The organism is Methylophilus sp. 13, assembly GCF_015354335.1.
Lineage (GTDB): Bacteria > Pseudomonadota > Gammaproteobacteria > Burkholderiales > Methylophilaceae > Methylophilus > Methylophilus glucosoxydans.
The window spans coordinates 121,791-147,770 of record NZ_JADKYR010000003.1 but is presented as its reverse complement, the minus strand read 5'-3'; the positions used below and the strand labels follow the sequence as shown (position 1 = coordinate 147,770).

Genomic DNA, 25,980 nt, shown 5'->3' with positions numbered 1-25,980 from the left:
CTCACTTAGCTAATAGGTTAAGCCACCCGGCAGCCTTATCCAAAGCCGAACGCCTTGAATCATATGCAAGCAATCAGGGGCTGAGTAATAAACGGGTGATCCTAGTGGGAATCGTTGGCTGTTGTGGTGGCTTTGCTTCAAAGGTTAGATATGACCAGATAAGCTTGCAATCTGCATATTAGCGATGCGATTTAATGTTTTTTCTTTAAAGAAAACCCTCTTGTTCAGAGCAAAAATCCTTAATAAAATATTGGTCAATTAAGTAAATGTTTTTGACGTTTTTTGCATCATGTCTATCAGTAGTTTGTACAACAATTCATCTGACGTAAACCGTCGTTTGTGGCGCAAAAAGTCTCAGTTAATTGATAGTACTGGACGCGCCTATACTGCAGTTACCCACGATATTTCCATGAGCGGCATGAGCCTGTTTGCGGATAAGTATTACAAGCCCGGGCAGGTGTGTGATGTGGAGATTCCGGTGGCGGCTGAGTCTGGCTTGCGCAAATACAGGTTTAACTGCCGGGTGGTTTTTTCATCCTTGTGCGGGATGCGGGGATTCAGGACTAATTTGGAGTTTCTGGATGTGCCGTCAGAAAATAAACACTTGATTCAGTCAGTGATGTCCAGATAAGCCGTGTGGGCGGATGGTCGCCACGAGAGATAAAAGACCCAGGGTGTGTGCCTTGGGTCTTTTTGTTTTTGGCTCACTGCTTTTTGCTCAGGGTGCACTTTTTCCAGGTGTAGGCGCCGCAGGTCATCAAGTAGAGGATGGCGGAGAAGATGTTGAGGACAGGCACCATGCTCCTGAATGTGAGGAAGAAGGCTTTGCCCAGGGCGTGCCTGGGGGTGTTGAATTCGCAGTTTCTGAATTCAATCAGCGAGCCGATGGCGGAGATAATGAGTGGTACCAAATAGAATGCCGAGAATACTTTAAAGTCCATTTTGTCCCCCCGAGTTGTTTTTATGATTATAAATATATCTGGTTTAATGCGGTTTGGGGATGATTCCCGCGATTGAGGTCTAGTGGTGACATTTTGCATGCAGGGGATGGGCTGGTTATTTTTAAACGCTTGTATTAGCATCTTTGCTGCGGTAATTGTTGGTCTGGTGATGTTTGTATTTCGCGCCATACCCCTGTCTTAAACTTGTCTGGTCGTGTTGATGTCTGGCCGGTCTGTATCACTGATTCATCTGTATCAATCAATTTGTCGGATGTTTATCTGTGTAATTGGCGAATTGATTTTAGTCACTTCCCTTAAATTAATGTGCGGGGGCTTAAGCTGGACATCCATGACTGCACAAAAAAACATATTCGCAGGGCAGGGCGCGCTTATCAGAATGATATGGCTGATAGGCTTGTGTGTTCTATTGTGTTGCCTATATTTGGCGACGGGCGATGATTTTTCTGCCGAGGCGGGTTCTGTCAGTTTGCTTCTGGTGATCGGCCTAGTGGTGTGGAGTGTGGGCGGCTGGTTGGCCTGGCGCCAGCAAGTGCTCTTCAAGCGACGTGTGGAGGCACAGCAGGCTGAAGCCAGCGCGCTGCATAGGCAGCTGAATCAGCTCTACATGGCTTTAAGTCAGTGTAATCAGTTAATTATTCAAAGCCAGAATCAACAGGCGCTGTTCGACCAGATTTGTCGCATTATTGTACATCTGGGCCACGCGAATCTAGTCTGGGTCGGTGAGCTGGATCATGATACCAAGCAGGTTCGGGTGGCGAGTGCTTATGGTTCAGGGCTTGAGTATCTTGATCAGCTGACCATTACGGCAGATCCTTCACAGGTCAGTGGCAGAGGACCTTGTGGGTTGGCGATTGTGTCAGACCATCCTTACTGGGTGCAGCATTTCCAAACGCATCCGGTCACCGCGCCCTGGCATGACAAAGCCAAGGAGTTCAATTGGCATTCAGCCGCTTTTTTACCGTTGCATACAGAAGGCCGGGTGATAGGTTGCCTGGCATTGTATGCCCAGCAGCCGCAGGCGTTTCATGAAAACATCCAGCATTTGCTCAAGGACATGGCGGCCAATATTGATTTTGCGCTGGACCGCTTTGCGGTAGAGGCGCAGCGCACGGCTTTTAGGCGGGATTTGCAGATCAGTGAGCAGCGCGCGCAGCTTGTGCTTGAAAACGCGCTGGATGCAATTGTGAATATTGATCAGGCCGGGCGGATTGTAGAGTGGAATCGGGCGGCCAGCCAACTGTTTGGCTATGCGCGAGCTGATGTCATGGGACGCGATCTGGGCGAGGTCATTGTCCCTTCCGCTTACAGGGAGGCGCATCATCAGGGCATGCTGCGCTTGCAGCAAACTGGCCAATCTACGCTGCTGGGTAAGTTGATTGAGATCACGGCGATCCGGCGCGATGGTCAGGAGTTTCCGATCGAGCTGACGATTGTTGAAATCGAGCGCGACGACGATCGTTATTACAGCGCGTTTATCCGCGACATTACCACGCGAAAACAGGCTGAGGAGCGCATTCGGTTTCTGGCTAATTATGACGCCTTGACCGGGCTGCCGAATCGCAACCTGCTCACCGAGCGCGTGATGGCTGAAATCGAAAAAGCCTGGGATCAGGATGGGCAGTTTGCGTTGATGTTTCTCGACCTGGACCACTTTAAGGACGTGAATGATAGTCTGGGCCATCGCTACGGCGATAATCTGCTGGTGGCACTGACCAAGCGCTTTCAGGCCATGGTGCGCCCGCAAGATACGATTTGCCGCCTGGGCGGTGACGAGTTTGTCTTTCTGCTCACTGAGGCCGATCAGGCGATGGCCAAGGACATGGTCGAGCGCCTGCTCAAGGTGGTTGAGTTGCCTGTGATTATTGACCAGTATGAGTTAACGATCACGGCCTCAATAGGCGTGGCGATTTATCCTGATGACGGGCTGGATATGGAAAGCCTGCAACGCAATGCCGATGTCGCCATGTATCGCGCCAAGCAGGAGAGTCGTAACAGTTTTCGCTTCTTTAGTAATCATATGCAATTGCAAACGGCGCGCAATTTGCAATTGGTGAATGGCCTGCGTCACGCCATTGCCCTGGGGCAATTGGCAGTGTATTACCAGCCACAAATTGCACTGGAGAATGGTCAGTTGGTTGGCGTAGAGGCGTTGTTGCGCTGGCAGCATCCACAGTTGGGCTTTATCTCGCCTGCAGAGTTTATTCCACTGGCGGAGTCTAACGGGCTGATTATTGCCATTGGTAGCTGGGTACTGGAACAGGCGACGCAGCAAATTAAGCGTTGGCAGCAGTTGGGATTAGACAAGATGACGGTCTCGGTCAATCTCTCCAGCATTCAGTTCCGTGATCCCAAATTACCTGCGCTGGTGAAAAGCACGCTTGAGCGCTATGACGTGGCACCAGATTGCCTAGAGCTTGAACTGACCGAAGGTGTAGCCCTAGAGAACCCCATGGGGGCGGTGACCATGATGGATGCGCTCAACGCGCTAGGCGTACGGCTGTCGATTGACGACTTCGGGACTGGCTATTCGTCTTTAAGTTATCTCAAAAAATTCAAGGTCTATAAGCTCAAGGTCGATCAGTCTTTTGTGCGCGACCTCACCACCGATGATGAAGACAAGGCCATTGTCATTGCCATCATTCAACTGGCGCGCAGCCTGGGCCTGAAAACCATTGCCGAAGGGGTGGAAACGCCTGAACAACAAGCCTTTTTGCAGGCGCAAGGCTGTGATGAAATGCAAGGCTACCTGTTAAGCAAACCCATGCAAGTCGAGGATGCCACCGCATTCTTGCTGGCCTACCCGCACCATCGCTAATCGCTAATCGCACGATCTCTGGCCCTTATTTACCACCGCTATCACGCCTGCTGTCATTTTGGTTGACTTTATAAATGATAATCATTATCATTTAATTTCAATCAGCTAAAGGAGGCTTGTGATGAAACGTCAAACTGTTGTGGGTAAAACCATGCTGGCCGGCAACACCGCATGCAAAGTACTTTATCACCAGTCATCAGACATGGTGGAGCTCGAAGTGGGCGGGACTACGCTCAAGTTTGAAGCAGACAGCTTTATTGTGATTAATGAAATGTTGCGCAAGGCGGCGGCACGCATTGTGATGCAGACCGAAATTGCGATGACGGTTTAGAGAGGAGAACACACCATGCAAACCATGACTATGCCTGCCATGCGGTATGACCCCAGCTTGCCCGATGCCGAGTCTGTGATGGCCTCGCTGCTATATGTGGCGACGTTATATATCAAAAAACCCACCTATGACCTGGCCAAACAGGCGTTGCGGCTGGCTGAAACATTGGCTGCGCCAGAATACGCGGATTCCGACCTGATATGTCACGTGTCGCGCCGCATGTGCGTGCACTGGACCCTGCTAGTCAATGAACATGAGCAGGCCGGACCGGCACTGGCGACCAGCTAAGCGCGCTTTTGGTGCTGCTGGATGAATTCTGATCGACGAATGGTAGAAAGAAAACATGATGTGTAAAAGAATATTATTGTCCGGCCAAAGCGGGTTTCGCGTGCACTATTGTGAAACCCACCGTACGGTTGAACTGGAAATAGGTGCCATGAGTTTGCGGCTTGATGAAGACGCGCTGGCGGTGATGAGTGATGCGCTCTCTGAGTCACTCAGCAAACTACAGGCGTTACAAGCGTCTCAAGGATCATTTCGCGCCTTTATGCGCCAGCTCAATATGCCTGACTAGGCGGTTATTCCTGGCGGCAATAAAAAAGCTGTGATGAATGTCATCACAGCTTTTTTGTTTGGGCGAGGGTCCGGTGTGCGCTTAGCCTGGGATTTTGGCAGAAACGTTTTTAGTCAAATTGCTCAATGTTTTGTTGAGCCCATCAAAGTCATCATTAGACAGGCCGGTATCGCAGGCCACGCGCTTTTGCACGGTTGACAGTTTGCTACGCAAGGCTTGACCTTCTTCAGTCAGGCTGACAATCACTACGCGCTCATCATCTTTCTGGCGGGTACGCTTGGTCAGTTTTTTGACTTCCAGTCGTTTGACCACAGGCGTAATCGTGGCAGGCTCCAGTAATAGCTTCTCTGCAATTTCTTTAATCGAGAGCTGTTTGTATTGCCACAAGGCGACCAGAACCAGATATTGCGGATAAGTCAGATTTAACTTATCAAGGTCAGGCTTATAAGACCGCAATAAGGCATGAGTAGCGGAATACAACGAAAAACATAATTGATTTTCTAAGTATAAATTTGGCATAGTTAAAATTATATTGTCATTAATATGTATAAAGACAATTACAGCACCATTTATCGAGGGTGTCCATAGTTGTCGTGTAGGAGTATGTAACTAATGTTACATAATAATCGTTAAATCTTATCGTAGTGAGCTTACAGCAGCCTTGCAATGCGTCTCAATTGAAACCCGCTAAAACACTCTTTCTGGGCTAAAATAAAAGCCATGAAATTTCTTATGTTGCATTTGTGATCGTTTGTCTGCCTGATGTTGCCCTCTGTCACTTTTCTTGACCTCGAAACCACCGGGGCCACACCACTCAAAGACCGGATTACCGAAATTGCGCTGGTGCGTTTTGACCACGGCGTCGAAACGGCACGTTGGCAAACACTGGTCAACCCGCAACAGCCTATCCCGCCGTTTATTCAATCGCTGACAGGCATCAATGACGGCATGGTGGCAGAGGCGCCAACGTTTGCCGAGGTTGCAGACACCTTGCTTGCTTTTCTCGAGGGCACGGTGTTGGCGGCACACAATGTACGCTTTGATCATGGGTTCTTAAAGACCGAATTCAAGCGCATAGGCATCACTTTGCGGCAAAAAGTATTGTGCACGGTCAAGCTGTCACGATTGCTTTATCCGCAACATTATAGTCATGGCATAGATGCGATTGTGGCACGCCACCAGATCACTGGCCTGGCCAGACACCGCGCCATGGGCGATGTGGAGGCGATACTGGTCATGCTCAACGATGCGCGTCGAGAGCTTGGCGAAGACGCCGTGAAAGCTGCCGCGCTTAAGCTGATGTCAGCCCCAACCCTGCCACCGCATATTGATGCCAGCCTGGTCGGCGAGTTGCCTGAGGCGCCGGGTGTCTACCTGTTTTATGGCGAGAATGACTTGCCCCTGTATATCGGTAAAAGTGTCAATCTGCGCGCACGCGTGCTGTCGCATTTTAGCAGCGATCATGCCTCCACCAAGGAGATGCGAATGACGCAGGAGATGAAGCGTTTTGAATGGATCGCGACCGCCGGTGAGTTCAGTGCCTTGTTGCTGGAGTCGCGCCTGGTCAAGGAGCGGCAGCCCATTTATAACCGTCAGCTTCGTCGCGAACGCTCTTTATGCAGCTGGCAGATTGATCCGGCCGCGCAACCTTTAGTCAGGCTGGTACATGAGGATGAGATTGATCCTAGCCAGATGTCCCAGTTGTTTGGCACCTTTAGAAGCAAGCGCCAGGCTGTAGAAACCTTGCGCAAGATTGCTGAACTCAGTCATTTATGTGTCAAGGCCCTGGGGCTGGAGCCCGGCCGCAGCGGGCCTTGTTTTGCCTTTCAGCTCAGGCGCTGCAAAGGTGTATGCTGCGGACAGGAGTCGCCTGAAATGCATGCTCTGCGCGTACAACAGGCGCTGATGGCACACAAGCTGAAAGTCTGGCCCTATCGTGGCAAGATTGGCATTGAGGAATATGACCTGGAGCATGATCTGCGTCAGATTCATGTGTTTGAGCACTGGGTCTATCTGGGCGTGGCAGAAGACGATGAAAGTTTAAATGCCTTGCGTGCGCAAACCACAGAGCTTAAGTTTGATCTGGATAGTTACAAACTGCTACTGAAAATGCTGGCGCATAAAAAGACCCGCGTACTGGATTTGGCTGACTAAGCAGAGGGGGGGCTCAGCCATGGTACGCGGGCAAGGGGCGCTGTCCGGTCAGGGCTGGTAGAAGGTGCTTTCCGTGCTGACTTTTTCGCCGCTGGATAAGGCAGTCACTTCTATCTGGATGCGTTGGCTGCCACGTTGGTTGCCGGCAGGGGCCAACAGGCTCATCGGCACCAGGATTTCTTCCGTCGGCTGCGCAGTCAGTGTTTGCTCACTTTCGATCTGCAAGCCATCCAGGCCAATTGCACGTAACTGATAGCTTTCGCGGTGCTCGGTGGCATTGGTCAGGTGCAACTGGTAAGCGTTTTCGATGCCCTGGTTGGTTTCTCGGTATAGGATGTTGCGGTCACGCATGATATCGACCTTGAAATCCGGTTTGTGTAGCAAGCCGTATCCCAGCCAGGCGATCATCAAGACAAATAAACTGCTGTAAATCAGTACGCGCGGACGCAATAAATGGGAACTGAGCGCGTGCTGGTCTGTGGCGCCTGCCGCAGAAAAACGAATCAGGTCACGCGGATAGTGCATTTTGTCCATCACGTCATTGCAGGCATCAATACACAAGCCGCAACTGATACATTCATATTGCAGTCCATTGCGGATATCAATGCCTACCGGGCACACCTGTACGCAGATACTGCAATCGATGCAAGCGCCCAGTCCCTGTGACTGGTAGTCCTGACGACCCTTGGCGCGGTGACCGCGCGGTTCGCCACGCGCACTGTCATAGGCGACGATCAGGGTGTGGTTATCAAACATCGCACTCTGAAAGCGCGCATAGGGGCACATATGTTTGCATACCTGTTCGCGCAAGAAGCCTGCGTTGCCATAGGTCGCCAGGCTATAAAAGCCAAGCCAGAAGCAGGACCAGCCACCCAGCTGCCATTGCGTGAGGTCAGTGACAAGCTCGCGGATGGGCGTAAAGTAGCCGACAAAACTCAAGCCGGTCATGAGTGAAAAGCCGAGCCAGACCGAGTGTTTACTTAATTTGAGGCCAGTTTTGCGTAGCCCCCAGGGTTGGGCATCCAGCTTTTGCCTGGCCAGGCGGTCTCCTTCTATGCGGCGTTCCATCCATAAGAAAATTTCGGTATACACCGACTGCGGGCAAGAAAAGCCGCACCAGAGCCGGCCTGCCACTGCTGTAAACAAAAATAATCCGACCGCACAAATGATCAGTAGCATGGCCAGATAAAACAGGTCCTGTGGAAAGATCACCAGGCCAAACAGATAAAAGCGATGCGTATCAATATCGAGCAAGAACGCCTGGCGGCCGCCATATTGCAGCCAGGGTAAGCCGTAAAACACCAGTTGTGTGGCCCAGATCATGAACCAGCGCCAGTTTTTAAAATAGCCGCTGACACTGCGCGGGTAGATTTTGCTGGTTTTCTGATAAAGCGAAATCGTTTGTTCGTTGGCAGGGACGGCCACAATCGGGATTACGGGTTTGCTACGGGAAGCGGTCATACAGGCACTCTATCTTGATGAAGACGTGTGCAGTGTAGAGGCTGGAGGTTGTTTTAAACAGATTCAGTTTTTAAATAAAAAACCATATCAGAAGGGCTGACTTGTTAGTTGGCTATTGCATCCACTGCCCCAGAGTCTCTATCGCCTGCCTGTGCTCTGCATTGAGTGGGTGGCCATAGTTCAGGCGCACATATCCGGCATATTGCTGTTGCGAGGAAAACAAGTGTCCAGGGGCGAGGCTGATATTGTGCTGGATGGCTTGCTGAAACAACGTCAGGCTATCCTGGTGACCGGGCAGTTGCAGCCATAAGAAATAGCCGCCTTGCGGCAGGGTGTAGCGCACTTCAGCAGGAAAGGATTGATGAATGGCTTGGGTAAACTGCAGTTGTTGCAACATGAGCTGGTGACGCAGTTGGCGCAAGTGTTTGTCGTAACCGCCTTTCGCCAGATAGCTGGCCAGGGCCAGCTGTGCCGGAATCGAGGTTGCCAGGGTCGTGGAGAGTTTGAGGCGCGTGATGGTTTCGCTGAAGCGCCCGGCGGAAACCCAGCCGACGCGGTATCCGGGCGCGAGCGATTTTGAAAATGAACTGCAATGCATGACCCAGCCGTCGTTGTCCCAAGTCTTGGCCGGTAAAGGCCGCTGTTTGCCAAAATACAATTCGCGGTAGACGTCATCCTCAATCAGCGGTAACCGGTGGCGGGTAATCAGGGCCACCAGCGCCTGTTTTTTCGGCTCCGGCATCAGGCTGCCAGTCGGGTTCTGAAAATTGGTCATGAGCCAGCACGCTTTGGGGTGATGCTGAAGGATTGCTTGCTCAAGTGCCACCAGGTCTATGCCCAGCTCAGGGTCACTAGGCACCTCGATGGCTTTCAGCCCCATGCGCTCGATGGCTTGCAGTGCGGCATAAAAACTGGGCGATTCGATGATCACGCTATCGCCCGGTTGCGTGACCGCGGCCAGGCATAAGTTCAGTGCTTCCATGGCGCCATTGGTCACCACGATCTCATGCGGATCCGTCGGCTTGCCGTCCAGCTGGTAGCGTAATGCAATCTGCCGCCGCAGTTCGACATCACCCTGGCCGATATCACTGACGGTCAGTTGTGGTTGCATGCGCCGCACCGTGCTGGCCATATGATCGGCCAGTCTGGCAAGCGGGAACAGGGAGGGGCTTGGGAACGCCGAGCCAAATGGGATTTGTTGTGGGTCTTTGATGCGCTCCAGCAGCGTGAACACCAGGTCACTGACTTGCAGTTTGGTCGGGTGGCTGGCATTGTGAGCTGCTTGTGGCAGCAGGCGCTCGCTGCGTAACGGCCCCGCCACATAGTAACCAGAGCGCGGGCGCGTCAAAATCAGGCCGCGGGCCTCCAGCAGATAATATGCCTGAAACACGGTCGAAGCATTCACCTGTTTGCTGGCCTGGATGTGCCGGATAGAAGGCAGTTTGTCTCCCCGCTTGAGCAAGCCTTGCTGAATCGCACTGGCGATCTCTTCGGCAATCATTTCGTATTTTTTCAAGCCATGGTCCTGACAGGGAGGTTATCTGATATGGTCAATTTAAAGCAAACTGCCTCTGTGATGCAACCAGCGTAGGCGTTAAGCTTGGCCTTTTCAGCAGGCGGCAGGACGAATGACTGACACAGGGAAAATTAATACGGGGGTTGAGCAAATGACTCAGCACAACAAAAAGCTGTACGGCATCACATTGCGAGATGGCCAGTCTTTACAGCTTGCCGTGCAAGATATGTTTACCGTGCAATTAATGCAACACAGCCGGGTTCTGCTCAATGTGCGATTTCAGCCTTTGAGCTCGCTGAATAATCTGGAAATACAACCGGTGTATCGGGTGGCGGACATGCAAATGGACAAGCAGATAGATCACGTGCTGGAAGAGGAGTTGCTCATGTGCGTGTTTGCAGTCTACCGCTATTACACACGTGGCAGTATTCGTCCCTGGCGATCTAGGGTAAACTAGCCCCCTTTGGTGCCAGCGCTGGCTGCCATCCACCGTTCCTGCACGCGATTGAAATGATGCATAAATATATTTGCATTCCCGAATAAATTGCGTATAATTGCGGGTTCTTTAAAAGGCGATGTTTAAGGCATTATTATGTACGCAGTGATTAAAACAGGTGGCAAACAGTACAAAGTAGCCGCTGGTGACAAAGTAAAAGTTGAGAAATTGACTGGCGACGTTGGCTCCACAGTAGTGATCGACAAAGTGTTGTTGATTGCAGACGGCGAGACAACTACGATTGGTGCACCGTTGGTAGCTGGTGCAAAAGTGAATGCCACAGTGGTTTCACATGGCCGTGGTGACAAAGTGATGATCTTCAAAATGCGTCGTCGTAAGCACTACCGCAAGACGCAAGGTCATCGTCAGAGCTACACAGAAATTCAAATCGACACTATTTCAGCAAAATAAGCACGTTCTGCTTGAGTAGAGCAGATTGCTAGAATAAGGAATCAAACATGGCACACAAAAAAGCAGGCGGTAGTTCACGTAACGGTCGCGACTCACAAGCCAAGCGCCTGGGCGTTAAAGCCTTCGGTGAAACAGTTGTCAACGCTGGTAGCATCATCGTGCGTCAGCGCGGGACTAAAATGCACGCTGGTGAAAACGTTGGCATGGGCAAAGATCACACCCTGTATGCACTGGTAGAAGGCAAAGTAAAATTTGCTGTAAAAGGCGCATTGAAGCGTCATACCGTGAGCATCGAAGCGGTCTAATCGCACTTTTATGAAAAAAGCCCTGTCGCTTGACGGGGCTTTTTACTTTATAGTTATCAGATTGTAGCCTTGTATGGTTGTGCGCTGGATTGTCCGCGCGCAGTGAGAAATTTTAAGATGCAGTGCAAGGCGCACGGTAGGCCCAAGCTTGCAATACACACAGGTTTTGAGCACCGAGTTACGCAGTAATGCGCTTAAAGGCAAATTGAATCATGAAGTTTATTGACGAAGCGACCATCAAAGTCTACGCCGGTGACGGCGGCAACGGTGTTGCCACGTTCCGCCGTGAGAAATACGAGCCTATGGGCGGTCCCAATGGCGGTGACGGTGGCCGTGGTGGTTCCATCTTTGTCATTGCAGATCGCAACATCAATACCCTGGTCGATTACCGTTACACACGGACCTTCAAAGCCGAGCGTGGCGAAAATGGCAGCGGTTCCGATTGCTATGGCAAGGGGGGTGACGACATGATACTGCGTGTGCCTGTCGGCACGACCATTAGCGATAAGGCCACTGGACAGATGATGGTGGACTTGAATGCTGATGGCCAGAAAGTGCTGATTGCCAAAGGCGGCAATGGCGGACTGGGGAATATCCATTTTAAAACCAGTACCAACCGTTCTCCACGTCAATGTACCAAGGGTGAGCCTGGTGAAGCTTTTGAGTTATATTTCGAGCTGAAAGTATTGGCCGATGTGGGCTTGCTGGGGATGCCTAATGCCGGTAAGTCGACGTTTATTCGCTCGGTGTCTGCCGCCAAGCCCAAGGTCGCCGATTATCCTTTTACCACATTGCACCCTAACCTCGGCGTGGTGCGGGTCGATAGCAATCGCAGCTTTGTGATTGCCGATGTGCCTGGACTGATTGAGGGCGCGGCGGAGGGGGCCGGACTGGGACATCAGTTCCTGCGTCATTTGCAACGCACCTCCTTGCTGTTGCACCTAGTCGATATTGCGCCGTTTGATGAGAGCGTCGATCCGGTGCAGGAAGCCAAGGCCATCGTCAACGAGCTGAAAAAATACGATCAAGAACTTTACGACAAACCCCGCTGGCTGGTGTTGAATAAGATTGATATGTTGGAAGACAGTGCGCAAAAAGTGGCTGACTTTATTAAAGCCTATGGCTGGGATGGACCGGTATTTCCTATCTCCGCCATTAGCGGTGTTGGTTGCCAGGCCTTGACCTACGCCATCATGGATCATATAGACCAGACGCGTGCGCAACGTGACCTTGAAGAGACTCCCGCCCAACCGATCACAGAATAGTTTTATGAGCGTTTCACTCATACAAGACAGTAAAACCCTGATCGTCAAGGTGGGTTCCAGCCTGGTGACTAACAATGGTCAGGGCCTGGATAAGACGGCGATTGCCGCTTGGGCGCAGCAAATCAGTGCCTTGGTCAAGCAGGGCAAACAAGTTGTGCTGGTCTCCAGTGGTGCTGTTGCCGAAGGCATGCAGCGACTGGGCTGGAAAAAGCGCCCGGTAGAGGTCAATGAGCTGCAGGCCGCTGCGGCCGTTGGTCAAATGGGCCTGGTGCAGATGTATGAACAATGCTTTGCGCAACACGGGTTGCACACGGCGCAATTGCTGCTCACCCACGAAGATCTGGCCGACCGCAAGCGTTACCTCAATGCGCGCTCCACCTTGCGCACACTGCTAGACCTCAATGTCATCCCGATTATCAATGAAAACGATACGGTGGTGACCGAAGAAATCCGTTTCGGCGATAACGACACCCTGGGTGCGCTGGTGGCGAATCTGATTGAAGCAGATGCGCTGATCATCCTGACTGATCAACAAGGCCTGTATTCCGCCGATCCGCGTAAAGACCCGAATGCCGTGTTTATCAATTTTGAAACTGCAGGCAATCCTGCGCTCGAAAGCATGGCAGGCGGCGCAGGCAGTGCAGTGGGTACTGGCGGTATGTTAACCAAAATATTAGCCGCCAAGCGCGCCGCCAACAGTGGCGCACATACCGTGATTGCATCAGGGCGCGAGCCGGAAGTGCTGGTACGCTTGAGTCAGGGCGAGGCGATTGGGACGCACCTGCAAGCCGTGAGAATGAAAACGCTGGCTAAAAAGCAATGGCTGGCGGATCATCTGCGCGTGGGTGGTAAATTGGTGCTGGATGACGGCGCGGTGAATGTCCTGACTAAAGAGGGTAAAAGCCTGCTGCCGATTGGCGTGGTCGATGTGCTGGGCCAGTTTGAGCGCGGCGATGTGGTGGCTTGCGTCGATGCTGCGGGTAAGGAATGGGCACGCGGCATCGTCAATTACAATGCCAATGAAGTACGACGGATTAAACGTAAGCCCAGTAGTGAAATAGAAAGCGTGCTGGGGTATGTGGAAGAAAAAGAATTGATACACCGGGACAATCTGGTGTTGTTATAAGCAAACGTAGCTGGCTGTAGAAGCCAGATACGCATGACAAATGAACACATTGATTAAAAGGTAACGGGATGAGTAAACCTTTGGTAGCCATTATTATGGGGTCGGACAGTGACTGGCCGGTGATGAAAAATGCCGCACAAATGCTGGCAGACTTTGGTGTCGCTTATGAAGCGCGTGTGGTCTCTGCCCATCGTACGCCAGACCTGATGTTTGAGTTTGCTGAGTCTGCCTCAGGCAATGGCTTTCAGGTGATTATTGCCGGGGCGGGGGGCGCCGCACATTTGCCTGGCATGGTTGCAGCAAAAACCACCTTGCCAGTGTTGGGTGTGCCTGTGCCTTCCAAACATCTGCAAGGCCAGGATTCCCTGTTGTCCATCGTGCAAATGCCCAAGGGCATCCCGGTGGCGACCTTTGCCATTGGCGATGCAGGTGCGGCCAATGCCGGTTTGTTTGCGGTGGCGATGCTGGCCAATCAAGATCCGGCGTTAGCAGAAAAATTAACTACCTTCCGCAAAAAACAGGCTGAAAAAGTGCACGCAATGGAGTTGAGCGAAAAACCATGACATCATCCGTGATTCAACCTCCTGCCATGTTGGGCATGTTAGGCGGCGGCCAGCTGGGTCGCTTTTTTGTGATCGCAGCGCACGAGATGGGCTATAAAGTCACCGTGCTGGACCCGGACCAGAGCAGTCCGGCAGGCATGATTGCCGATGTGCATTTATGTGCAGCCTATGACGATGCGGCCGCGCTGAAAACCATGGCGGAAACCTGCCAGGCCATCTCTACCGAATTTGAAAATGTGCCGGCCGAGACGCTGGCTACCTTGGCTAAATCTACGGTCGTGCATCCGAGCGCGGATGCAGTGGCGATTGCCCAGCATCGTGTGAAAGAAAAAACCTTCTTTAAAGAAGCTGGCTTGCCGGTGGGTCCGTTTGTGCCGGTGATGGCGGAGAGCGACTTGCCTGCGGGTGGCGAGATGTATCCTGCCGTGCTCAAAGTGGCGCGCTTCGGTTACGATGGTAAAGGTCAGGCGCGTGTTGCCAACCGTGAGCAAGCGGTCGCTGCCTTTCAGGGCTTTAAGCAAGAAGTCTGCGTGCTGGAGAAAATGCTGCCTTTGGACCTGGAAGTGTCTGTTGTGCTTGCGCGAGATGCGCACGGCCACATTGCCGCTTTCCCCACGGCAGAAAACAGCCATTTGAATGGTATTCTTGATGTCAGCATCGCCCCGGCGCGCTGTTCTGAAGTGATCAAAGCCAATGCGCAAGAGCTCGCCAAAAAACTGGCGACCAAGCTCAATTATGTCGGCGTGTTGGGCGTTGAGTTTTTTGTGGTGGGCAACCAGTTGCTGGTGAACGAGATTGCGCCACGCCCTCATAACTCCGGCCATTACACTATCGATGCCTGTGTCACCAATCAGTTTGAACAGCAAGTGCGCGTGATCACCGGCCAAGCGTTGGGTAGTCCGCGCTTGCATAGCGATGCGGTGATGGTGAATATCTTGGGCGATAGCTGGCTGTACAGTGGTAAACAGGTAGAGCCAGCTTGGGATAAAGCCTTTGCCCACGGCAACCTCAAAATGCATTTGTATGGCAAGCATGAGCCGCGCAAAGGCCGCAAAATGGGCCATTTCACGGTGATTGGCGATGATGCGCAGGCTGTGTTGAATGCCGCTAAAGTGGCGCGTAGCGAGTTACATATTGGTGAATAACTGTTTGCCAGCGCCATCAAAAAAAGCCCGGTTATCCGGGCTTTTTTGTCTCTGAAGCAGGCAGACTACGAAAGGTTTGCCTGCACCTGTTTTCTAAATTCAAGCGGTGCAGCAATTTGGTCAAACGTTTCTTTGGTGCCGCCTGTGCCTGTGACGGTAATCGTCCCAAAGCCGAATACTCTGCCGAGGATGCTTTGATTGACGCCTATGCCTTCCACCTTATGGAGCAATACTTCCAGCGAGTGGCGTCTGATAAAGCCAATCTTGATCAGCACGCGTTTGTTGGTAATGGCAAATTCAGAGGTCTTGTAGCGGATATAGCTGCTGATGCCACTGATCAAGGCCAGCAACAAGCCGAGCAGGCTGATCGCCCATAATAGCTGGTTGGATTGTGCCAAGCGCAGATTAAATGCGCACGCCAACACGCTCAGTAATAAGTAGATGAAGGTATTCAGGAAAATAATCCAGTGCATCTGCGCGCGGTAAATCACCACTTCATTCTCAAGCAAGTTTTTGTCAATAAAACTCAAAGGGCTCTCCTGGGCAAAGATTGCAATTTCAGTTGTGATCATAACAGCAACAGCTGTTTGGATAATGCGCTAGATCATCGTAATCAATAGATCAAAGCAATAAAAAAGCCGGACATTAGTCCGGCTTTTTTAGTATGCACCCCTACTGAAATTATTCAGCGGCTTTTTTCGCGCGAGGCTTGGCAGCTTTTTTAGCTGGTGCAGCTTCGGCTTTAGGGGCTGCTGCTTTTTTCACAGAAACCAAAGTTGCAGGTGCGTCACCGGACAATGCTTTGATTGCTGCAGTCAAACGGCTCTTGTGACGAGCAGCTTTGTTTTTGTGAATGATTTTTTTGTCAGCGATACGGTCGATCACGCTGACATTTTCTTGGTAAGAAGCCACAGCAGCAGCTTTGTCACCAGATTGAATCGCTTTGATTACTTTTTTGATCGCAGTACGCAAAGTTGAACGTAACGCAGCGTTGTGCGCGTTAACTTTGACGGATTGGCGCGCGCGTTTGCGAGCTTGTGCGGTATTTGCCATATTCGTTTTATCCTGTAACTTTCAAAAGGGGTGTGATACGAAACCGTGCATCATACTGTTTTCGCTTTGTTTTTGCAAGATAAAAACGCATTTTCCTCGACTGCGGATGCCTGCATGGTAAAATCGGCCAAATTTTTAATCAGTCAGCCGTTCGTTGGGAGCGGCTCACGCTTAAAAAAATAAACCAGGGCCTGTATTTCCACCATTTATGAACTTGCTCAAAGCATTGGCCACCGTGGGTGGCATGACCTTTATTTCGCGCTTGCTGGGATTTGTGCGTGACACCTTGATTGCCCGTATTTTTGGCGCGGGCATGGCCACCGATGCTTTTTTTGTCGCTTTCAAGATTCCTAATCTATTACGCCGGATCTCGGGCGAAGGGGCGTTTAGTCAGGCCTTCGTGCCTATCCTTTCCGAATATCGCAAGCAACGCACGCCAGAAGCGACCCGGGCCTTGATCAACCATGTTGCCAGTTTGCTGGGCCTGTTTCTGGTCGGAATCACCATTGTGGGCATGCTGGCAGCACCGCTGATCGTGCGGCTGACCTCGCCTGGGTTTGTGAGCGACCCGGCCAAATTCGCACTCACCACGGAGCTGTTGCGCATTACCTTTCCTTATATCCTGTTTATCTCGCTGGTTTCGATGGCGGGGGGCGTGTTGAATGCCTTCAGCAAGTTTCAGGTGCCCGCATTTACGCCCGTCTGGCTCAATTTGAGTTTTATCACCGCTGCGATTTTTATTGCCCCGCATTTTCATAACTCGGTGTATGTACTGGCTTGGGCCGTGTTTGTCGGCGGGATTATTCAGTTGCTGTATCAACTGCCTTACCTGCAACAGATAGGCATGTTGCCGCGCTACGAACTGAATTTGCAAGATGAAGGCGTGCGCCGCATCCTTAAGCTCATGGGGCCCGCGATTTTTGGCGTTTCTGTCGCGCAAATTTCGATTGTGTTGAATAACATTTTTGCCTCATTCATGCCCACAGGCAGTGTGTCCTGGCTGTATTACGCTGACCGCCTCATGGAGTTCCCGACCGGGGTGCTGGGCGTGGCATTGGGCACGATTTTGTTGCCCAGCTTATCCAAGGCGCATGTGGATAAATCCAGCGCCGAGTTTTCGCAATTGCTGGACTGGGGCTTGCGCCTTACGTTTATGCTGGCCATTCCGGCGGCTGTGGCGATGGCCGTGCTGTCCAAACCATTGGTGGCGAGTCTATTTTATTACGGCAAATTCACACCGGTCGATGTGGCGCAAACCGAGCGCGCCCTGATTGCGTATAGCCTGAGCCTGCTGGGCCTGATTATGGTCAAGGTGCTGGCCCCTGGCTTTTATGCACGCCAAAATATCAAAACACCGGTCAAAATTGCGATTTTTACCTTGGTGATGACCCAAATTCTCAATGTGGGCTTTTTGCTGTTTACCTCATTGCAGCATGCCGGGCTGGCGCTGGCCGTGGGCTTGGGCGCTTGCCTGAATGCGACCATGCTGTGGGTTATGTTGCAAAAAAGTGGTGCGTTCGAGCCGCAGCCAGGGTGGGGCCGCTTTCTGTTCAAGCTGCTCGTTGCGGTCACCCTGATGGCCTTGGCATTGCACGCCACAGATCGTTGGGTGGGGGATTGGTTAGCCATGCCAGCCTTGACGCGCATGCTGCATCTCGCGGGCGTGGTGGTTTTGGGTATGGCAGTTTATTTTTCAGCCTTAGGTTTGCTAGGCTTTAGGCCTCAACATTTTATGAAGCGGGTGGCCAAATAATGCAAATATTTCGTCATTTTCCAGCGGCTCAAACGCCGCAGGCGATTGCCATCGGTAATTTTGATGGCATGCATTTAGGGCATCAGGCCTTGCTCAGGCAGCTGATTGCCTACACGCAAACCTACAAGATTACGCCAGCGGTCATGACCTTTGAGCCGCATCCACGTGAATTTTTTACACCACAAAACGCCCCCGCGCGTTTGGCCTCCATGCGCGAAAAGCTGGAGTATTTTGCCGAGTGTGGTGTGCAGCATGTCTATGTGCAGCGCTTTAACCAGGCGTTTGCCGGGCAGAGTCCAGCCGCTTTTATGCAAGTGCTGCGCGAGCAACTCAACGCCAATGTGGTGATGGTGGGCGAGGACTTCTGTTTTGGTTCCAGGCGGGCGGGCAGTGTGCAAACCCTGATTGAGCACGGGTTTAATGTGATTCCCTTACCAGAAGTGCAGCTGCAAGGTGAGCGTGTGTCGAGCACCTTGGTGCGCGATGCGCTGGCGGCTGGTGAGTTGCTCAAAGCGCAGGCCTTGCTGGGACGGCCTTACAGCATCAGTGGCAAGGTCGTCCATGGCGCCAAGCTGGGCCGGCAACTGGGGTTCCCCACTGCCAATGTCCATATGCGCCACGAACGGCCTGCACTGACAGGGGTTTATGCGGTAAAATTGAACAATTTACCGGCTGTGGCCAATTTGGGCAATCGCCCGACGCTGGAAGGCATCCCCAAGCTTAAACTCGAAGTGCATGTGTTTGATTTTAATGGTGATCTTTACGATCAACATGTGCATGTGCAGTTTTTTCACAAACTGCGCGACGAGCAAAAGTTTGCCGGACTGGATGCCCTGAAAGCGCAAATTGCGCTGGATACTGCAGCAGCAAAAAACTATTTTGCCACAGATACACACAGATAACGCAGATAAAAACCAAGCAATTGCTGGGAGCCGACGCAGAATATCTGTGTGCCTTTGTGTTTATCTGTGGTTAAAACGATTTGAGAATTTTAAATGACTGACCAAAGCAAAGATTCAAAATATAAACTGAATTTACCCGAAACCAGCTTTCCCATGCGTGGCGATTTGTCCAAGCGCGAACCCGCCTGGTTAAAAAGCTGGCAAGAGCGCAAGGTCTACGAGCGTATCCGCGCCAAGCGCAAAGGTGCGCCAGCGTTCATCCTGCATGATGGCCCTCCCTATGCCAACGGCGATATTCACATTGGTCACGCCGTCAATAAAATCCTGAAAGACATCATCATCAAGGCCAAAACCATGAGTGGTTTTGACGCGCCTTATGTGCCAGGCTGGGATTGCCACGGCCTACCCATTGAGTTGGTGGTCGAGAAAAACCATGGCAAAAATATAGACCCGGCCAAGTTCCGCGAGCTGTGCCGCGCCTATGCCGCCGAGCAGGTCGAGAAGCAGAAAAAAGACTTTATTCGCCTGGGGGTGCTGGGCGATTGGGATCACCCATACCTGACCATGGCGTTTAATACCGAGGCCGATATCATGCGTGCCTTGGGCGAAATCTACCAGAATGGCTATTTGTACCAGGGTTCCAAGCCCGTGCACTGGTGCGTGGACTGCGGTTCTGCGCTGGCTGAAGCCGAGGTGGAGTATGAGGACGTTAACTCACCTGCGATTGATGTGGGTTTCAAAGTGGTGGACAACGCTGCGTTAAGCAAAGCATTTGGTACAACAGTGAATGGTGATGTTTATGCCGTGATCTGGACCACGACGCCATGGACCTTACCTGCCAACCAGGCGGTGAGTGTCAATGCTGAACTCGAGTACGATTTAATCCACACCAGCAAAGGATTGTTGATCCTGGTTCGTGAATTGGCTGAAAAGACCTTGGCTAGGTATGCAGAGGAAAATAGTTCTGTGTTAGCCAGTTGCAAAGGTGAAGCTTTGCGTGGGTTGTTGCTACAGCATCCATTCGACAACCGCCAGGTGCCGGTGATCACCGGTGACCACGTGACGACTGATGCAGGTACAGGTCTAGTGCATACGGCCGCTGCGCACGGTAACGATGACTGGCTGGTCATGCGCGCTAATTTCCCTAACGAGAAGCCACGCGTCTTGATTGGTGGCGATGGCAAATTTTTTAGCAGTGAACTGGTTGAGCTGGCTGAGATCCGTGGCCTGAGCCGCCAGGATGCGAATAAAGTGATTCTGGCTAAACTGCAGGAAAACGGCGTGCTGTTTGCCTCTGCGCGTTTAAACCACAGCTTCCCGCATTGCTGGCGCCATAAAACGCCATTGATGCAATTGGCAACGCATCAGTGGTTTATTGGCATGAACTCTGTTGGCAAAGATGGCAAAGCTTTGCGTGAACATGCCAACACAGCGGTAGACGCGACCCAGTTCTTCCCGAGCTGGGGCCGTGCACGCCTGGAGGCCATGATTAAAAACCGCCCAGACTGGTGCGTCTCTCGCCAGCGTAACTGGGGTGTGCCTATGCCGTTCTTTGTGCATAAAGAAACTGGTGAACCACATCCACAGACCATGCAGTTGCTGGAAACCGTGTGCAAACAGGTGGAGCAGCAGGGCATAGAAGCCTGGTTCAGCCTCGATGGCGCGACTTTCCTCGCGCAGCATGCGCCTGAAAATGCCGAGCAATACAAAAAAGTGACCGATACGCTGGACGTGTGGTTTGACTCTGGCGCCACGCATTATGCAGTGGTGCGTTCAGCGCATCATGCTAGCCTATCTGCGGCAGCTAACCAGCGTGAGGCTGAACACCAGCCTGTGGCTGACTTGTATCTGGAAGGCTCTGACCAACACCGTGGCTGGTTTCAGTCCAGCTTGCTGACTGGGTGCGCCATTGATGGCAATGCGCCTTACAAAGCCTTGCTGACACATGGTTTTGTGGTGGATGGAGCAGGTCACAAAATGAGCAAGTCCAAGGGCAACGTGGTTGCCCCGCAAAAGGTCATGGACACCTATGGTGCCGATATTTTGCGCTTGTGGGTGGCCTCAACCGACTACTCAGGTGAGCTGACCATCAGTGACGAGATCCTCAAGCGTGTGGCCGATGGCTACCGTCGTATCCGCAATACCTTGCGCTTCTTGCTCTCTAACCTTGCCGACTTTGATGCTAGCAAAGACTTGTTGCCCGTTGATCAGTGGCTGGAAATTGACCGTTACGCGCTGCATCTGACACAGCAATTGCAAGCGGGTATTCTGGCCGATTACGACAAATACGAATTCCATCTGGCCGTACAGAAATTTGTGAGTTTCTGTTCTGAAGACTTGGGTGGTTTTTACCTTGATATCCTCAAAGACCGTTTATACACCAGCGGTGAAACCTCGCATGCACGCCGTGCGGCACAGAGTGCTTTGCATCACATCACGCATGCCATGATGCGTTTGATGGCGCCGATTTTGAGTTTTACGGCAGATGAAATCTGGCAGACCTTGGGACTGGATGCTGTGGCGACCGTGTTTGAAGAAGACTGGTATGCATTGCCTGCCCATGGCTTGAGTGACACGCAATTACAGCACTGGCAAACTGTTATTGCCTTGCGCGCGCAAGCTGCCAAAGAGATTGAAGTGTTGCGTGGCGAAGGCAAGGTGGGTTCTTCATTGCAAGCCGAGCTCGAGTTTCATGTTGCCAGCGAGGCGTTTGAAGCCCTGAGTAGCCTGCAGGATGACTTACGCTTTGTCATGATCACCTCCAGCGCGACCACCTATAAAGTGGCCGATGCGTCAGCGCAGAAAATCCTGGTAAAGCCGAGCGCACACCAGAAGTGCGACCGCTGCTGGCATTACCGTGCGGATGTCGGCATTGATCTCGCGCACCCGACCCTCTGCGGCCGTTGTGTAAGCAACCTGTTTGGCAAAGGTGAAGTGCGCAACTATGCCTAATGTTCGCTCGGCTCTGCCATGGCTGGTGTTAAGCGCCATTGTCATCGCGCTTGATCTCTACACCAAGCATCTGATTCAGCGCATGTTTGTCTATGGCGAGCATTTGCCCGTCACCGGTTTTTTTGATCTGGTGCGTTACCACAACACCGGCGCAGCCTTTAGCTTTTTGGCCAATGCCGGTGGCTGGCAGCATGGCTTTTTCACCGCGGTCTCGACGCTAGCTTCTGCCGTGATGGTGTATTTGCTGGTCAAACATCCGCAGAAAAAGTTATTCTGTTTGGGGCTGGCGCTGGTGTTGGGTGGCGCCTTGGGCAATCTTTATGATCGCCTCACGCTCGGCTATGTGGTGGACTTTTTGCTGTTTTATTATCAGCAATGGGCCTGGCCTGCGTTTAATGTGGCAGACAGTGCCATTTGCGTCGGTGTGGGCATGTTGATGCTGGATAGTTTTAAACAACCCACGGCCTCCTGAAACCGCGTTCTGCAGTCTAGTGAACGCGGGTCCTGGTGACTTGCGATGAGTGAGGTGGTGATGGATGGACTGGAATATACGTTTACTGATGTGATCAGGCTTTGGCAAGGCAGCAAAAGCACCTGGCATTACGTCAGCTTGCCGCCAGACATCTCTGACGAAATTCATACCCTTAGCCAATACCATCAAACCAAACGCCGCGGCTGGGGGGCGGTCAAGGTCACTGCGAGTATCACTTCCAGCCGCGCCCCATCTATTCCAGCCCCAGCCATGACGTGGCAAACCTCAATTTTTCCGGCATTTGATCACAAGCGCTATGCCTTGTTTTTAAAGGCAGAAATTCGCAAGCAGGCGAGTGTGCGGGAAGGTGATGCCGTGACTATACAGCTCAAACTGCAGTTTTAAGCCTTAGGCTGACAGCGTCAAAGATTAAGCGCTCAGCGTTTGTGTCTTGGCAGCGACTAACAGGGGCGGAATGCCTTGTATATCCATCGGGCGGCCCAGCAGAAAGCCCTGGATGCAATCGCAGCCGATCTTGCGTAGAAACTCAAGCTGCGCTTCGGTTTCAATGCCTTCTACCACAACGGACAAGCCCAGAATGCCGGCTGTTTTGATAATGGTGCTGACAATTTCGCTGTCGGCGCTGCTTTCCGGTACATCAATCATAAAGGCACGGTCAATTTTGAGTTCATCCAGGGGCAGGTGTTTGAGTTTAAACAGCGATGAGTTGCCTACACCAAAATCATCGAGCGACAGGCGCACGCCAATAGCCTTGAATTGTTTTAAGGTTTCCAGCGCCTGTTCTTCATGTTCAAAGACGGCACTTTCGGTGATTTCCAGGGTCAGCAAGCGGGCCGGCAGGTGATAGCGTTGTAGTTGCCCGGCAATGCGGAGTGGCAAGCTATGGTCACGGAATTGCCGCGGGGAGATGTTAATTGAAAGGCCCACCTCATGACCACTGTCTTTAACCAGCTTGGCCCAATGCTTGAATGCTTCTGCAATAATCCATTCGCCCATGGGTAAAATCAGGCCAGACTGTTCGGCGTAGGGGATAAATTCAGCCGGGGAGACCACCTCTCCCTTGTTGGTTTTCCAGCGAATGAGCGCTTCAATATTGCAGATGACCGGTTGTTGTTTGCCCAGGCTGAAAATCGGTTGAAACTGCAAAAAGAATTCTTGTTTTTTGATGGCTTTGCGCAGTTGCACGTCGAGCTTGAAGCGGTTTTGGGCCAGTCGGGTATGTTCTTTGCAATAGAATAAATAAGGATGTTGGGTGCCGTGCTTGGCATGTGCGAGTGCAGTGTTGGCATTGCGTGCCAGCTGCTCTGCATCTTCTGCATCACGCGGAAACAGGCTGATGCCGATATAGGCATCCAGAATCAATTCATGTCCTTCAATCAGCACGGGTTTATGCACAATTTTGCATAAATTATTTGCCAGATGAACCAGCTCGGCATCGGTTTTTCGCGAGGTAATCAAGGCAAATTTGTCGCCATGCACACGGCCTAACTCGCCGGATTCGTGCGTGATATATTGCAGTCGCTGCGCGATCTCCAGTAAATACAAATCGCCTGTATGGTGGCCAAAACTGTCATTGATGCTTTGAAATTGCTTTAAATCAATCATGAGCAGGGCGACGGTGTCGCTGGCATCGGCTGCGGTAATGATGGCATGCTCGAGGAGTGTGAGTATGGCCAAACGGTTGGGCAGTCGCGTCAGGGGGTCGTTGCGTGACAGTTGCTGGTACTGGCGCTCTTTTTCGGCCAGCAGGTTTTCGGCGAGTAGCAGTTTTTCACTCTCACGCAGCAAGATACTTTGCCGCAGGGCCGAGAACACCAGGATCATCATGACTGAGCCGATAGCAATGTAATAGGCATAGGGGTGCGGGCCGCTTTGCCACCAGATGAGGGCCAGTGTGCTGATGCTAAAGATAAAGGTGATTGCGGGAATCCAGCCGCGAACGCGTCTGCATTGCCTGTGATAAGACACGCGCTTGGCAATGCGGACTTGCCAGCCATACAGCCCGCTGCCGATCAACAGGTCTGCCGCTGAAAAACCGTAATTGGTCCACAGGCTAGTTTGAGGCACGTGGTTGAGTGCGTTCAGGTTCCATTGCATCCAGCATGCGCCCAGCAAGGTCAACCCCGCGCTGAGCATAAGCCAGGGCATCATCCATGCCGGTCGCAGGTATGGGATCAATAATAGGGAAACCAGCGCAGCACTGAGTAAACTGGCAGGGTAGGCACTGAGCACGGCCAGCTGTAGCGGGCTGACTTCGGACGATTGTGGCAAATATAAAATTAGGATGTAGCTGAGAACAGCAATGCTGAATGAAATGGTGTCAATCGAGAATGCCCAGGTTTTGGCCGCAGAAAGCTGGCTGCGTAAGGCGGTGATAAAGCCGATGATCAGGCATACGCCCATGAGGGGGTAAAAAATATCGGACTGGGCGGGGAAATTGGTTTGTTTGGTGAGGACTTCAAATATCCAGAGCACGCCACCGGTAAAATAGGCTAAGGCACCAAATACAAACCAGCGTTTACAGGGGCGGTGTGAGAGATGGCTGCGGTAATAACCCAGTAGCGCCAGAATCAGGCAGGCCACATTGGTGACAAACCAGTGCACATTATCCAGCCATAACATTTGAGCGGGTGTTGCTTGCAAAGAACCGAGCAAGCAAGCAACGGAAACCGATAAAGCAACCACTATTACTTTGCGCGAAAGTATCATGAAGCCCCCTTTTTAGGTAATTCTAACAAGGGCTTAGAAAAAAACTAGTGTTTCTTTCTAAATATCATCGCGATATGGATTAAGACGAAGCAGATAGCGCCCGCCAATATGCCGATCAAGGCGTTCCACAACAGCGTCCATTGTGGAGATTGCTCAATCAGCGCATGCAAGGAGGGGATGCCATGGGCGAGAATACCGCCGCCGACCAGAAACATGGCCGCGGTGCCGACGATGCTGAGCAAGCGCATCAGGTAGGGGACCGTTTGCACCATGCCCCAACCTGTTTTGCGTGCGGCAGAGGCCAGAAGATGATGACCGCTTCGTTGCATCAGCCATAAGCCGATATCATCCATTTTGACGATCAAAGCGACCAGGCCATACACCCCCAGTGTCATGACGACTGCAATGAGGGAGAGCACCAGAATACGCTGCGTGATCGCTGCATCGGCGACAACGCCCAGGGCAATCACAATAATTTCGGCGGACAGAATGAAGTCCGTCCGTACAGCGCCTTTGATTTTTTCCTGCTCCAGGGCGACCAGGTCTGTCTCAGGTTGCTGCATGGCGGCGTGGATCGCTTGTTCACTGTTGTCCGAGTGCTTGTCATGGCGCAGTTTGTGCCAGACTTTCTCAAAGCCTTCAAAGCACAGAAAGGCCCCTCCCAGCATCAGCAAGGGGGTGATTAGCCAAGGTAAAAACGCACTGATCAACAGCGCTGCAGGCACCAGAATCAGTTTGTTCAGCAGCGATCCTCGCGCCACCGCCCACACCACTGGCAGCTCTCTCTTGGCGGCAATCCCTGTGACTTGCTGGGCATTGAGCGCAAGGTCATCGCCCAGTACACCCGCTGTTTTTTTGGCCGCGAGCTGGCTCATGACGGAAACGTCATCCAGCATGGTGGTAATGTCATCTAGTAGTGCCAGCAGGCTGGGAGTGGCCATGGTTTGTCCTGTGTCAATGAAGAGGCTATTGTTTATTTTAAAGGATTGCCGTT

The 25,980-nt window shown here is 52.0% G+C and carries 26 protein-coding genes; 19 read left to right on the top strand and 7 right to left on the bottom strand.

Going from position 1 to position 25,980, the window contains the following annotated elements:
* Window positions 1–289 precede the first annotated feature (289 nt).
* From INP77_RS08415 to INP77_RS08390, 6 genes are all read left to right on the top strand, one after another.
* Complete coding sequence (locus INP77_RS08415) at window positions 290–631, top strand: PilZ domain-containing protein (protein WP_194748605.1); 342 nt, start codon at window positions 290–292, stop codon at window positions 629–631.
* Between the two features lie 52 nt (window positions 632–683).
* Entirely contained in the window at window positions 684–1,004 is a 321-nt protein-coding gene (locus INP77_RS08410; RefSeq protein ID WP_194748604.1) for a hypothetical protein, read from the top strand.
* Window positions 1,005–1,338: 334 nt separating this feature from the next.
* Window positions 1,339–3,777 carry an EAL domain-containing protein gene (locus tag INP77_RS08405; RefSeq protein WP_228518829.1) on the top strand — a complete coding sequence of 813 codons (2,439 nt, stop codon included), beginning with the start codon at window positions 1,339–1,341 and terminating at the stop codon, window positions 3,775–3,777.
* A gap of 121 nt (window positions 3,778–3,898) precedes the next feature.
* Window positions 3,899–4,108, top strand: a complete 210-nt coding sequence (locus INP77_RS08400) for a hypothetical protein (RefSeq protein ID WP_194748602.1) — start codon at window positions 3,899–3,901, stop codon at window positions 4,106–4,108.
* Window positions 4,109–4,123: 15 nt separating this feature from the next.
* Window positions 4,124–4,396: a hypothetical protein gene (locus tag INP77_RS08395; protein ID WP_194748601.1), complete on the top strand. Its 273-nt coding sequence runs from the start codon at window positions 4,124–4,126 to the stop codon at window positions 4,394–4,396.
* A 58-nt stretch (window positions 4,397–4,454) separates the two neighbouring features.
* Window positions 4,455–4,682 (top strand): hypothetical protein, encoded by a 228-nt coding sequence (locus tag INP77_RS08390; RefSeq protein WP_194748600.1) that lies wholly within the window; start codon window positions 4,455–4,457, stop codon window positions 4,680–4,682.
* A gap of 81 nt (window positions 4,683–4,763) precedes the next feature.
* Here the strand turns inward: INP77_RS08390 and INP77_RS08385 are convergent, their stop codons facing one another.
* Window positions 4,764–5,138: a MarR family winged helix-turn-helix transcriptional regulator gene (locus tag INP77_RS08385; RefSeq protein ID WP_228518828.1), complete on the bottom strand. Its 375-nt coding sequence runs from the start codon at window positions 5,136–5,138 to the stop codon at window positions 4,764–4,766.
* A gap of 306 nt (window positions 5,139–5,444) precedes the next feature.
* On the opposite strand from INP77_RS08385, the gene INP77_RS08380 reads away from it, so the two are divergent.
* On the top strand, window positions 5,445–6,836 hold the full coding sequence (locus INP77_RS08380) for a 3'-5' exonuclease family protein (protein WP_194748598.1): 1,392 nt from the start codon (window positions 5,445–5,447) through the stop codon (window positions 6,834–6,836).
* Window positions 6,837–6,884: 48 nt separating this feature from the next.
* Here INP77_RS08380 and ccoG read toward each other — a convergent pair whose 3' ends face one another.
* A complete protein-coding gene (gene ccoG, locus INP77_RS08375; protein WP_194748597.1) occupies window positions 6,885–8,297 on the bottom strand; it encodes a cytochrome c oxidase accessory protein CcoG in 1,413 nt (470 codons plus the stop codon).
* Between the two features lie 112 nt (window positions 8,298–8,409).
* Window positions 8,410–9,813: a PLP-dependent aminotransferase family protein gene (locus INP77_RS08370; RefSeq protein ID WP_194748596.1), complete on the bottom strand. Its 1,404-nt coding sequence runs from the start codon at window positions 9,811–9,813 to the stop codon at window positions 8,410–8,412.
* Between the two features lie 112 nt (window positions 9,814–9,925).
* Between INP77_RS08370 and INP77_RS08365 the strand changes: the two genes are divergently transcribed.
* From INP77_RS08365 to INP77_RS08335, 7 genes are all read left to right on the top strand, one after another.
* Window positions 9,926–10,270 carry a hypothetical protein gene (locus INP77_RS08365; RefSeq protein WP_194748595.1) on the top strand — a complete coding sequence of 115 codons (345 nt, stop codon included), beginning with the start codon at window positions 9,926–9,928 and terminating at the stop codon, window positions 10,268–10,270.
* A gap of 135 nt (window positions 10,271–10,405) precedes the next feature.
* Window positions 10,406–10,720: a 50S ribosomal protein L21 gene (gene rplU / locus INP77_RS08360; protein ID WP_018986099.1), complete on the top strand. Its 315-nt coding sequence runs from the start codon at window positions 10,406–10,408 to the stop codon at window positions 10,718–10,720.
* 47 nt (window positions 10,721–10,767) lie between these two features.
* On the top strand, window positions 10,768–11,025 hold the full coding sequence (rpmA, locus tag INP77_RS08355; protein WP_049637894.1) for a 50S ribosomal protein L27: 258 nt from the start codon (window positions 10,768–10,770) through the stop codon (window positions 11,023–11,025).
* Window positions 11,026–11,237: 212 nt separating this feature from the next.
* A complete protein-coding gene (gene cgtA, locus INP77_RS08350) occupies window positions 11,238–12,290 on the top strand; it encodes an Obg family GTPase CgtA (RefSeq protein ID WP_194748594.1) in 1,053 nt (350 codons plus the stop codon).
* Between the two features lie 4 nt (window positions 12,291–12,294).
* Window positions 12,295–13,416, top strand: coding sequence for a glutamate 5-kinase (proB, locus tag INP77_RS08345; RefSeq protein WP_194748593.1), 1,122 nt, complete (start codon window positions 12,295–12,297; stop codon window positions 13,414–13,416).
* 68 nt (window positions 13,417–13,484) lie between these two features.
* On the top strand, window positions 13,485–13,979 hold the full coding sequence (gene purE, locus INP77_RS08340; RefSeq protein WP_194748592.1) for a 5-(carboxyamino)imidazole ribonucleotide mutase: 495 nt from the start codon (window positions 13,485–13,487) through the stop codon (window positions 13,977–13,979).
* Window positions 13,976–15,124 (top strand): 5-(carboxyamino)imidazole ribonucleotide synthase, encoded by a 1,149-nt coding sequence (locus INP77_RS08335; RefSeq protein WP_194748591.1) that lies wholly within the window; start codon window positions 13,976–13,978, stop codon window positions 15,122–15,124. Before purE ends, INP77_RS08335 begins: the two co-directional genes overlap by 4 nt.
* 65 nt (window positions 15,125–15,189) lie before the next feature.
* Here INP77_RS08335 and INP77_RS08330 read toward each other — a convergent pair whose 3' ends face one another.
* Window positions 15,190–15,654: a PH domain-containing protein gene (locus tag INP77_RS08330; RefSeq protein WP_194748590.1), complete on the bottom strand. Its 465-nt coding sequence runs from the start codon at window positions 15,652–15,654 to the stop codon at window positions 15,190–15,192.
* Between the two features lie 151 nt (window positions 15,655–15,805).
* On the bottom strand, window positions 15,806–16,177 hold the full coding sequence (rpsT, locus tag INP77_RS08325; RefSeq protein WP_194748589.1) for a 30S ribosomal protein S20: 372 nt from the start codon (window positions 16,175–16,177) through the stop codon (window positions 15,806–15,808).
* Window positions 16,178–16,385: 208 nt separating this feature from the next.
* On the opposite strand from rpsT, the gene murJ reads away from it, so the two are divergent.
* The 5 genes from murJ (at window position 16,386) to INP77_RS08300 (ending at window position 22,661) form a co-directional block, all read left to right on the top strand.
* The gene (murJ, locus tag INP77_RS08320; RefSeq protein ID WP_194748588.1) at window positions 16,386–17,930 is read left to right on the top strand and encodes a murein biosynthesis integral membrane protein MurJ; all 1,545 of its coding nucleotides are present in this window, start codon (window positions 16,386–16,388) and stop codon (window positions 17,928–17,930) included.
* Complete coding sequence (locus tag INP77_RS08315; protein ID WP_194748587.1) at window positions 17,930–18,832, top strand: bifunctional riboflavin kinase/FAD synthetase; 903 nt, start codon at window positions 17,930–17,932, stop codon at window positions 18,830–18,832. Before murJ ends, INP77_RS08315 begins: the two co-directional genes overlap by 1 nt.
* Window positions 18,833–18,925: 93 nt before the next feature.
* Window positions 18,926–21,784, top strand: a complete 2,859-nt coding sequence (ileS, locus tag INP77_RS08310; protein WP_194748586.1) for an isoleucine--tRNA ligase — start codon at window positions 18,926–18,928, stop codon at window positions 21,782–21,784.
* On the top strand, window positions 21,777–22,256 hold the full coding sequence (gene lspA / locus INP77_RS08305) for a signal peptidase II (protein WP_194748585.1): 480 nt from the start codon (window positions 21,777–21,779) through the stop codon (window positions 22,254–22,256). Before ileS ends, lspA begins: the two co-directional genes overlap by 8 nt.
* Window positions 22,257–22,301: 45 nt before the next feature.
* Window positions 22,302–22,661 carry a DUF1905 domain-containing protein gene (locus tag INP77_RS08300; RefSeq protein WP_228518827.1) on the top strand — a complete coding sequence of 120 codons (360 nt, stop codon included), beginning with the start codon at window positions 22,302–22,304 and terminating at the stop codon, window positions 22,659–22,661.
* A gap of 24 nt (window positions 22,662–22,685) precedes the next feature.
* Here the strand turns inward: INP77_RS08300 and INP77_RS08295 are convergent, their stop codons facing one another.
* Both INP77_RS08295 and INP77_RS08290 read right to left on the bottom strand, forming a co-directional pair.
* Window positions 22,686–24,899 (bottom strand): bifunctional diguanylate cyclase/phosphodiesterase, encoded by a 2,214-nt coding sequence (locus INP77_RS08295; RefSeq protein ID WP_228518826.1) that lies wholly within the window; start codon window positions 24,897–24,899, stop codon window positions 22,686–22,688.
* Between the two features lie 131 nt (window positions 24,900–25,030).
* Window positions 25,031–25,927: a DUF808 domain-containing protein gene (locus INP77_RS08290; RefSeq protein ID WP_194748583.1), complete on the bottom strand. Its 897-nt coding sequence runs from the start codon at window positions 25,925–25,927 to the stop codon at window positions 25,031–25,033.
* Window positions 25,928–25,980: the final 53 nt, after the last annotated feature.

Excerpts from the sequence above, each read along its gene's own strand:
- INP77_RS08415 (WP_194748605.1), top strand. The coding sequence starts at position 290 with ATGTCTATCAGTAGTTTGTACAACAATTCATCTGACGTAAACCGTCGT.
- INP77_RS08405 (WP_228518829.1), top strand. The coding sequence starts at position 1,339 with ATGATATGGCTGATAGGCTTGTGTGTTCTATTGTGTTGCCTATATTTG.
- INP77_RS08400 (WP_194748602.1), top strand. The coding sequence starts at position 3,899 with ATGAAACGTCAAACTGTTGTGGGTAAAACCATGCTGGCCGGCAACACC.
- INP77_RS08395 (WP_194748601.1), top strand. The coding sequence starts at position 4,124 with ATGCAAACCATGACTATGCCTGCCATGCGGTATGACCCCAGCTTGCCC.
- INP77_RS08390 (WP_194748600.1), top strand. The coding sequence starts at position 4,455 with ATGTGTAAAAGAATATTATTGTCCGGCCAAAGCGGGTTTCGCGTGCAC.
- INP77_RS08380 (WP_194748598.1), top strand. The coding sequence starts at position 5,445 with ATGTTGCCCTCTGTCACTTTTCTTGACCTCGAAACCACCGGGGCCACA.
- ccoG (WP_194748597.1), bottom strand. The coding sequence starts at position 8,297 with ATGACCGCTTCCCGTAGCAAACCCGTAATCCCGATTGTGGCCGTCCCT.
- INP77_RS08365 (WP_194748595.1), top strand. The coding sequence starts at position 9,926 with ATGACTGACACAGGGAAAATTAATACGGGGGTTGAGCAAATGACTCAG.
- rplU (WP_018986099.1), top strand. The coding sequence starts at position 10,406 with ATGTACGCAGTGATTAAAACAGGTGGCAAACAGTACAAAGTAGCCGCT.
- rpmA (WP_049637894.1), top strand. The coding sequence starts at position 10,768 with ATGGCACACAAAAAAGCAGGCGGTAGTTCACGTAACGGTCGCGACTCA.
- cgtA (WP_194748594.1), top strand. The coding sequence starts at position 11,238 with ATGAAGTTTATTGACGAAGCGACCATCAAAGTCTACGCCGGTGACGGC.
- proB (WP_194748593.1), top strand. The coding sequence starts at position 12,295 with ATGAGCGTTTCACTCATACAAGACAGTAAAACCCTGATCGTCAAGGTG.
- purE (WP_194748592.1), top strand. The coding sequence starts at position 13,485 with ATGAGTAAACCTTTGGTAGCCATTATTATGGGGTCGGACAGTGACTGG.
- INP77_RS08335 (WP_194748591.1), top strand. The coding sequence starts at position 13,976 with ATGACATCATCCGTGATTCAACCTCCTGCCATGTTGGGCATGTTAGGC.
- rpsT (WP_194748589.1), bottom strand. The coding sequence starts at position 16,177 with ATGGCAAATACCGCACAAGCTCGCAAACGCGCGCGCCAATCCGTCAAA.
- murJ (WP_194748588.1), top strand. The coding sequence starts at position 16,386 with ATGAACTTGCTCAAAGCATTGGCCACCGTGGGTGGCATGACCTTTATT.
- INP77_RS08315 (WP_194748587.1), top strand. The coding sequence starts at position 17,930 with ATGCAAATATTTCGTCATTTTCCAGCGGCTCAAACGCCGCAGGCGATT.
- ileS (WP_194748586.1), top strand. The coding sequence starts at position 18,926 with ATGACTGACCAAAGCAAAGATTCAAAATATAAACTGAATTTACCCGAA.
- lspA (WP_194748585.1), top strand. The coding sequence starts at position 21,777 with ATGCCTAATGTTCGCTCGGCTCTGCCATGGCTGGTGTTAAGCGCCATT.
- INP77_RS08300 (WP_228518827.1), top strand. The coding sequence starts at position 22,302 with ATGAGTGAGGTGGTGATGGATGGACTGGAATATACGTTTACTGATGTG.
- INP77_RS08295 (WP_228518826.1), bottom strand. The coding sequence starts at position 24,899 with ATGTTATGGCTGGATAATGTGCACTGGTTTGTCACCAATGTGGCCTGC.
- INP77_RS08290 (WP_194748583.1), bottom strand. The coding sequence starts at position 25,927 with ATGGCCACTCCCAGCCTGCTGGCACTACTAGATGACATTACCACCATG.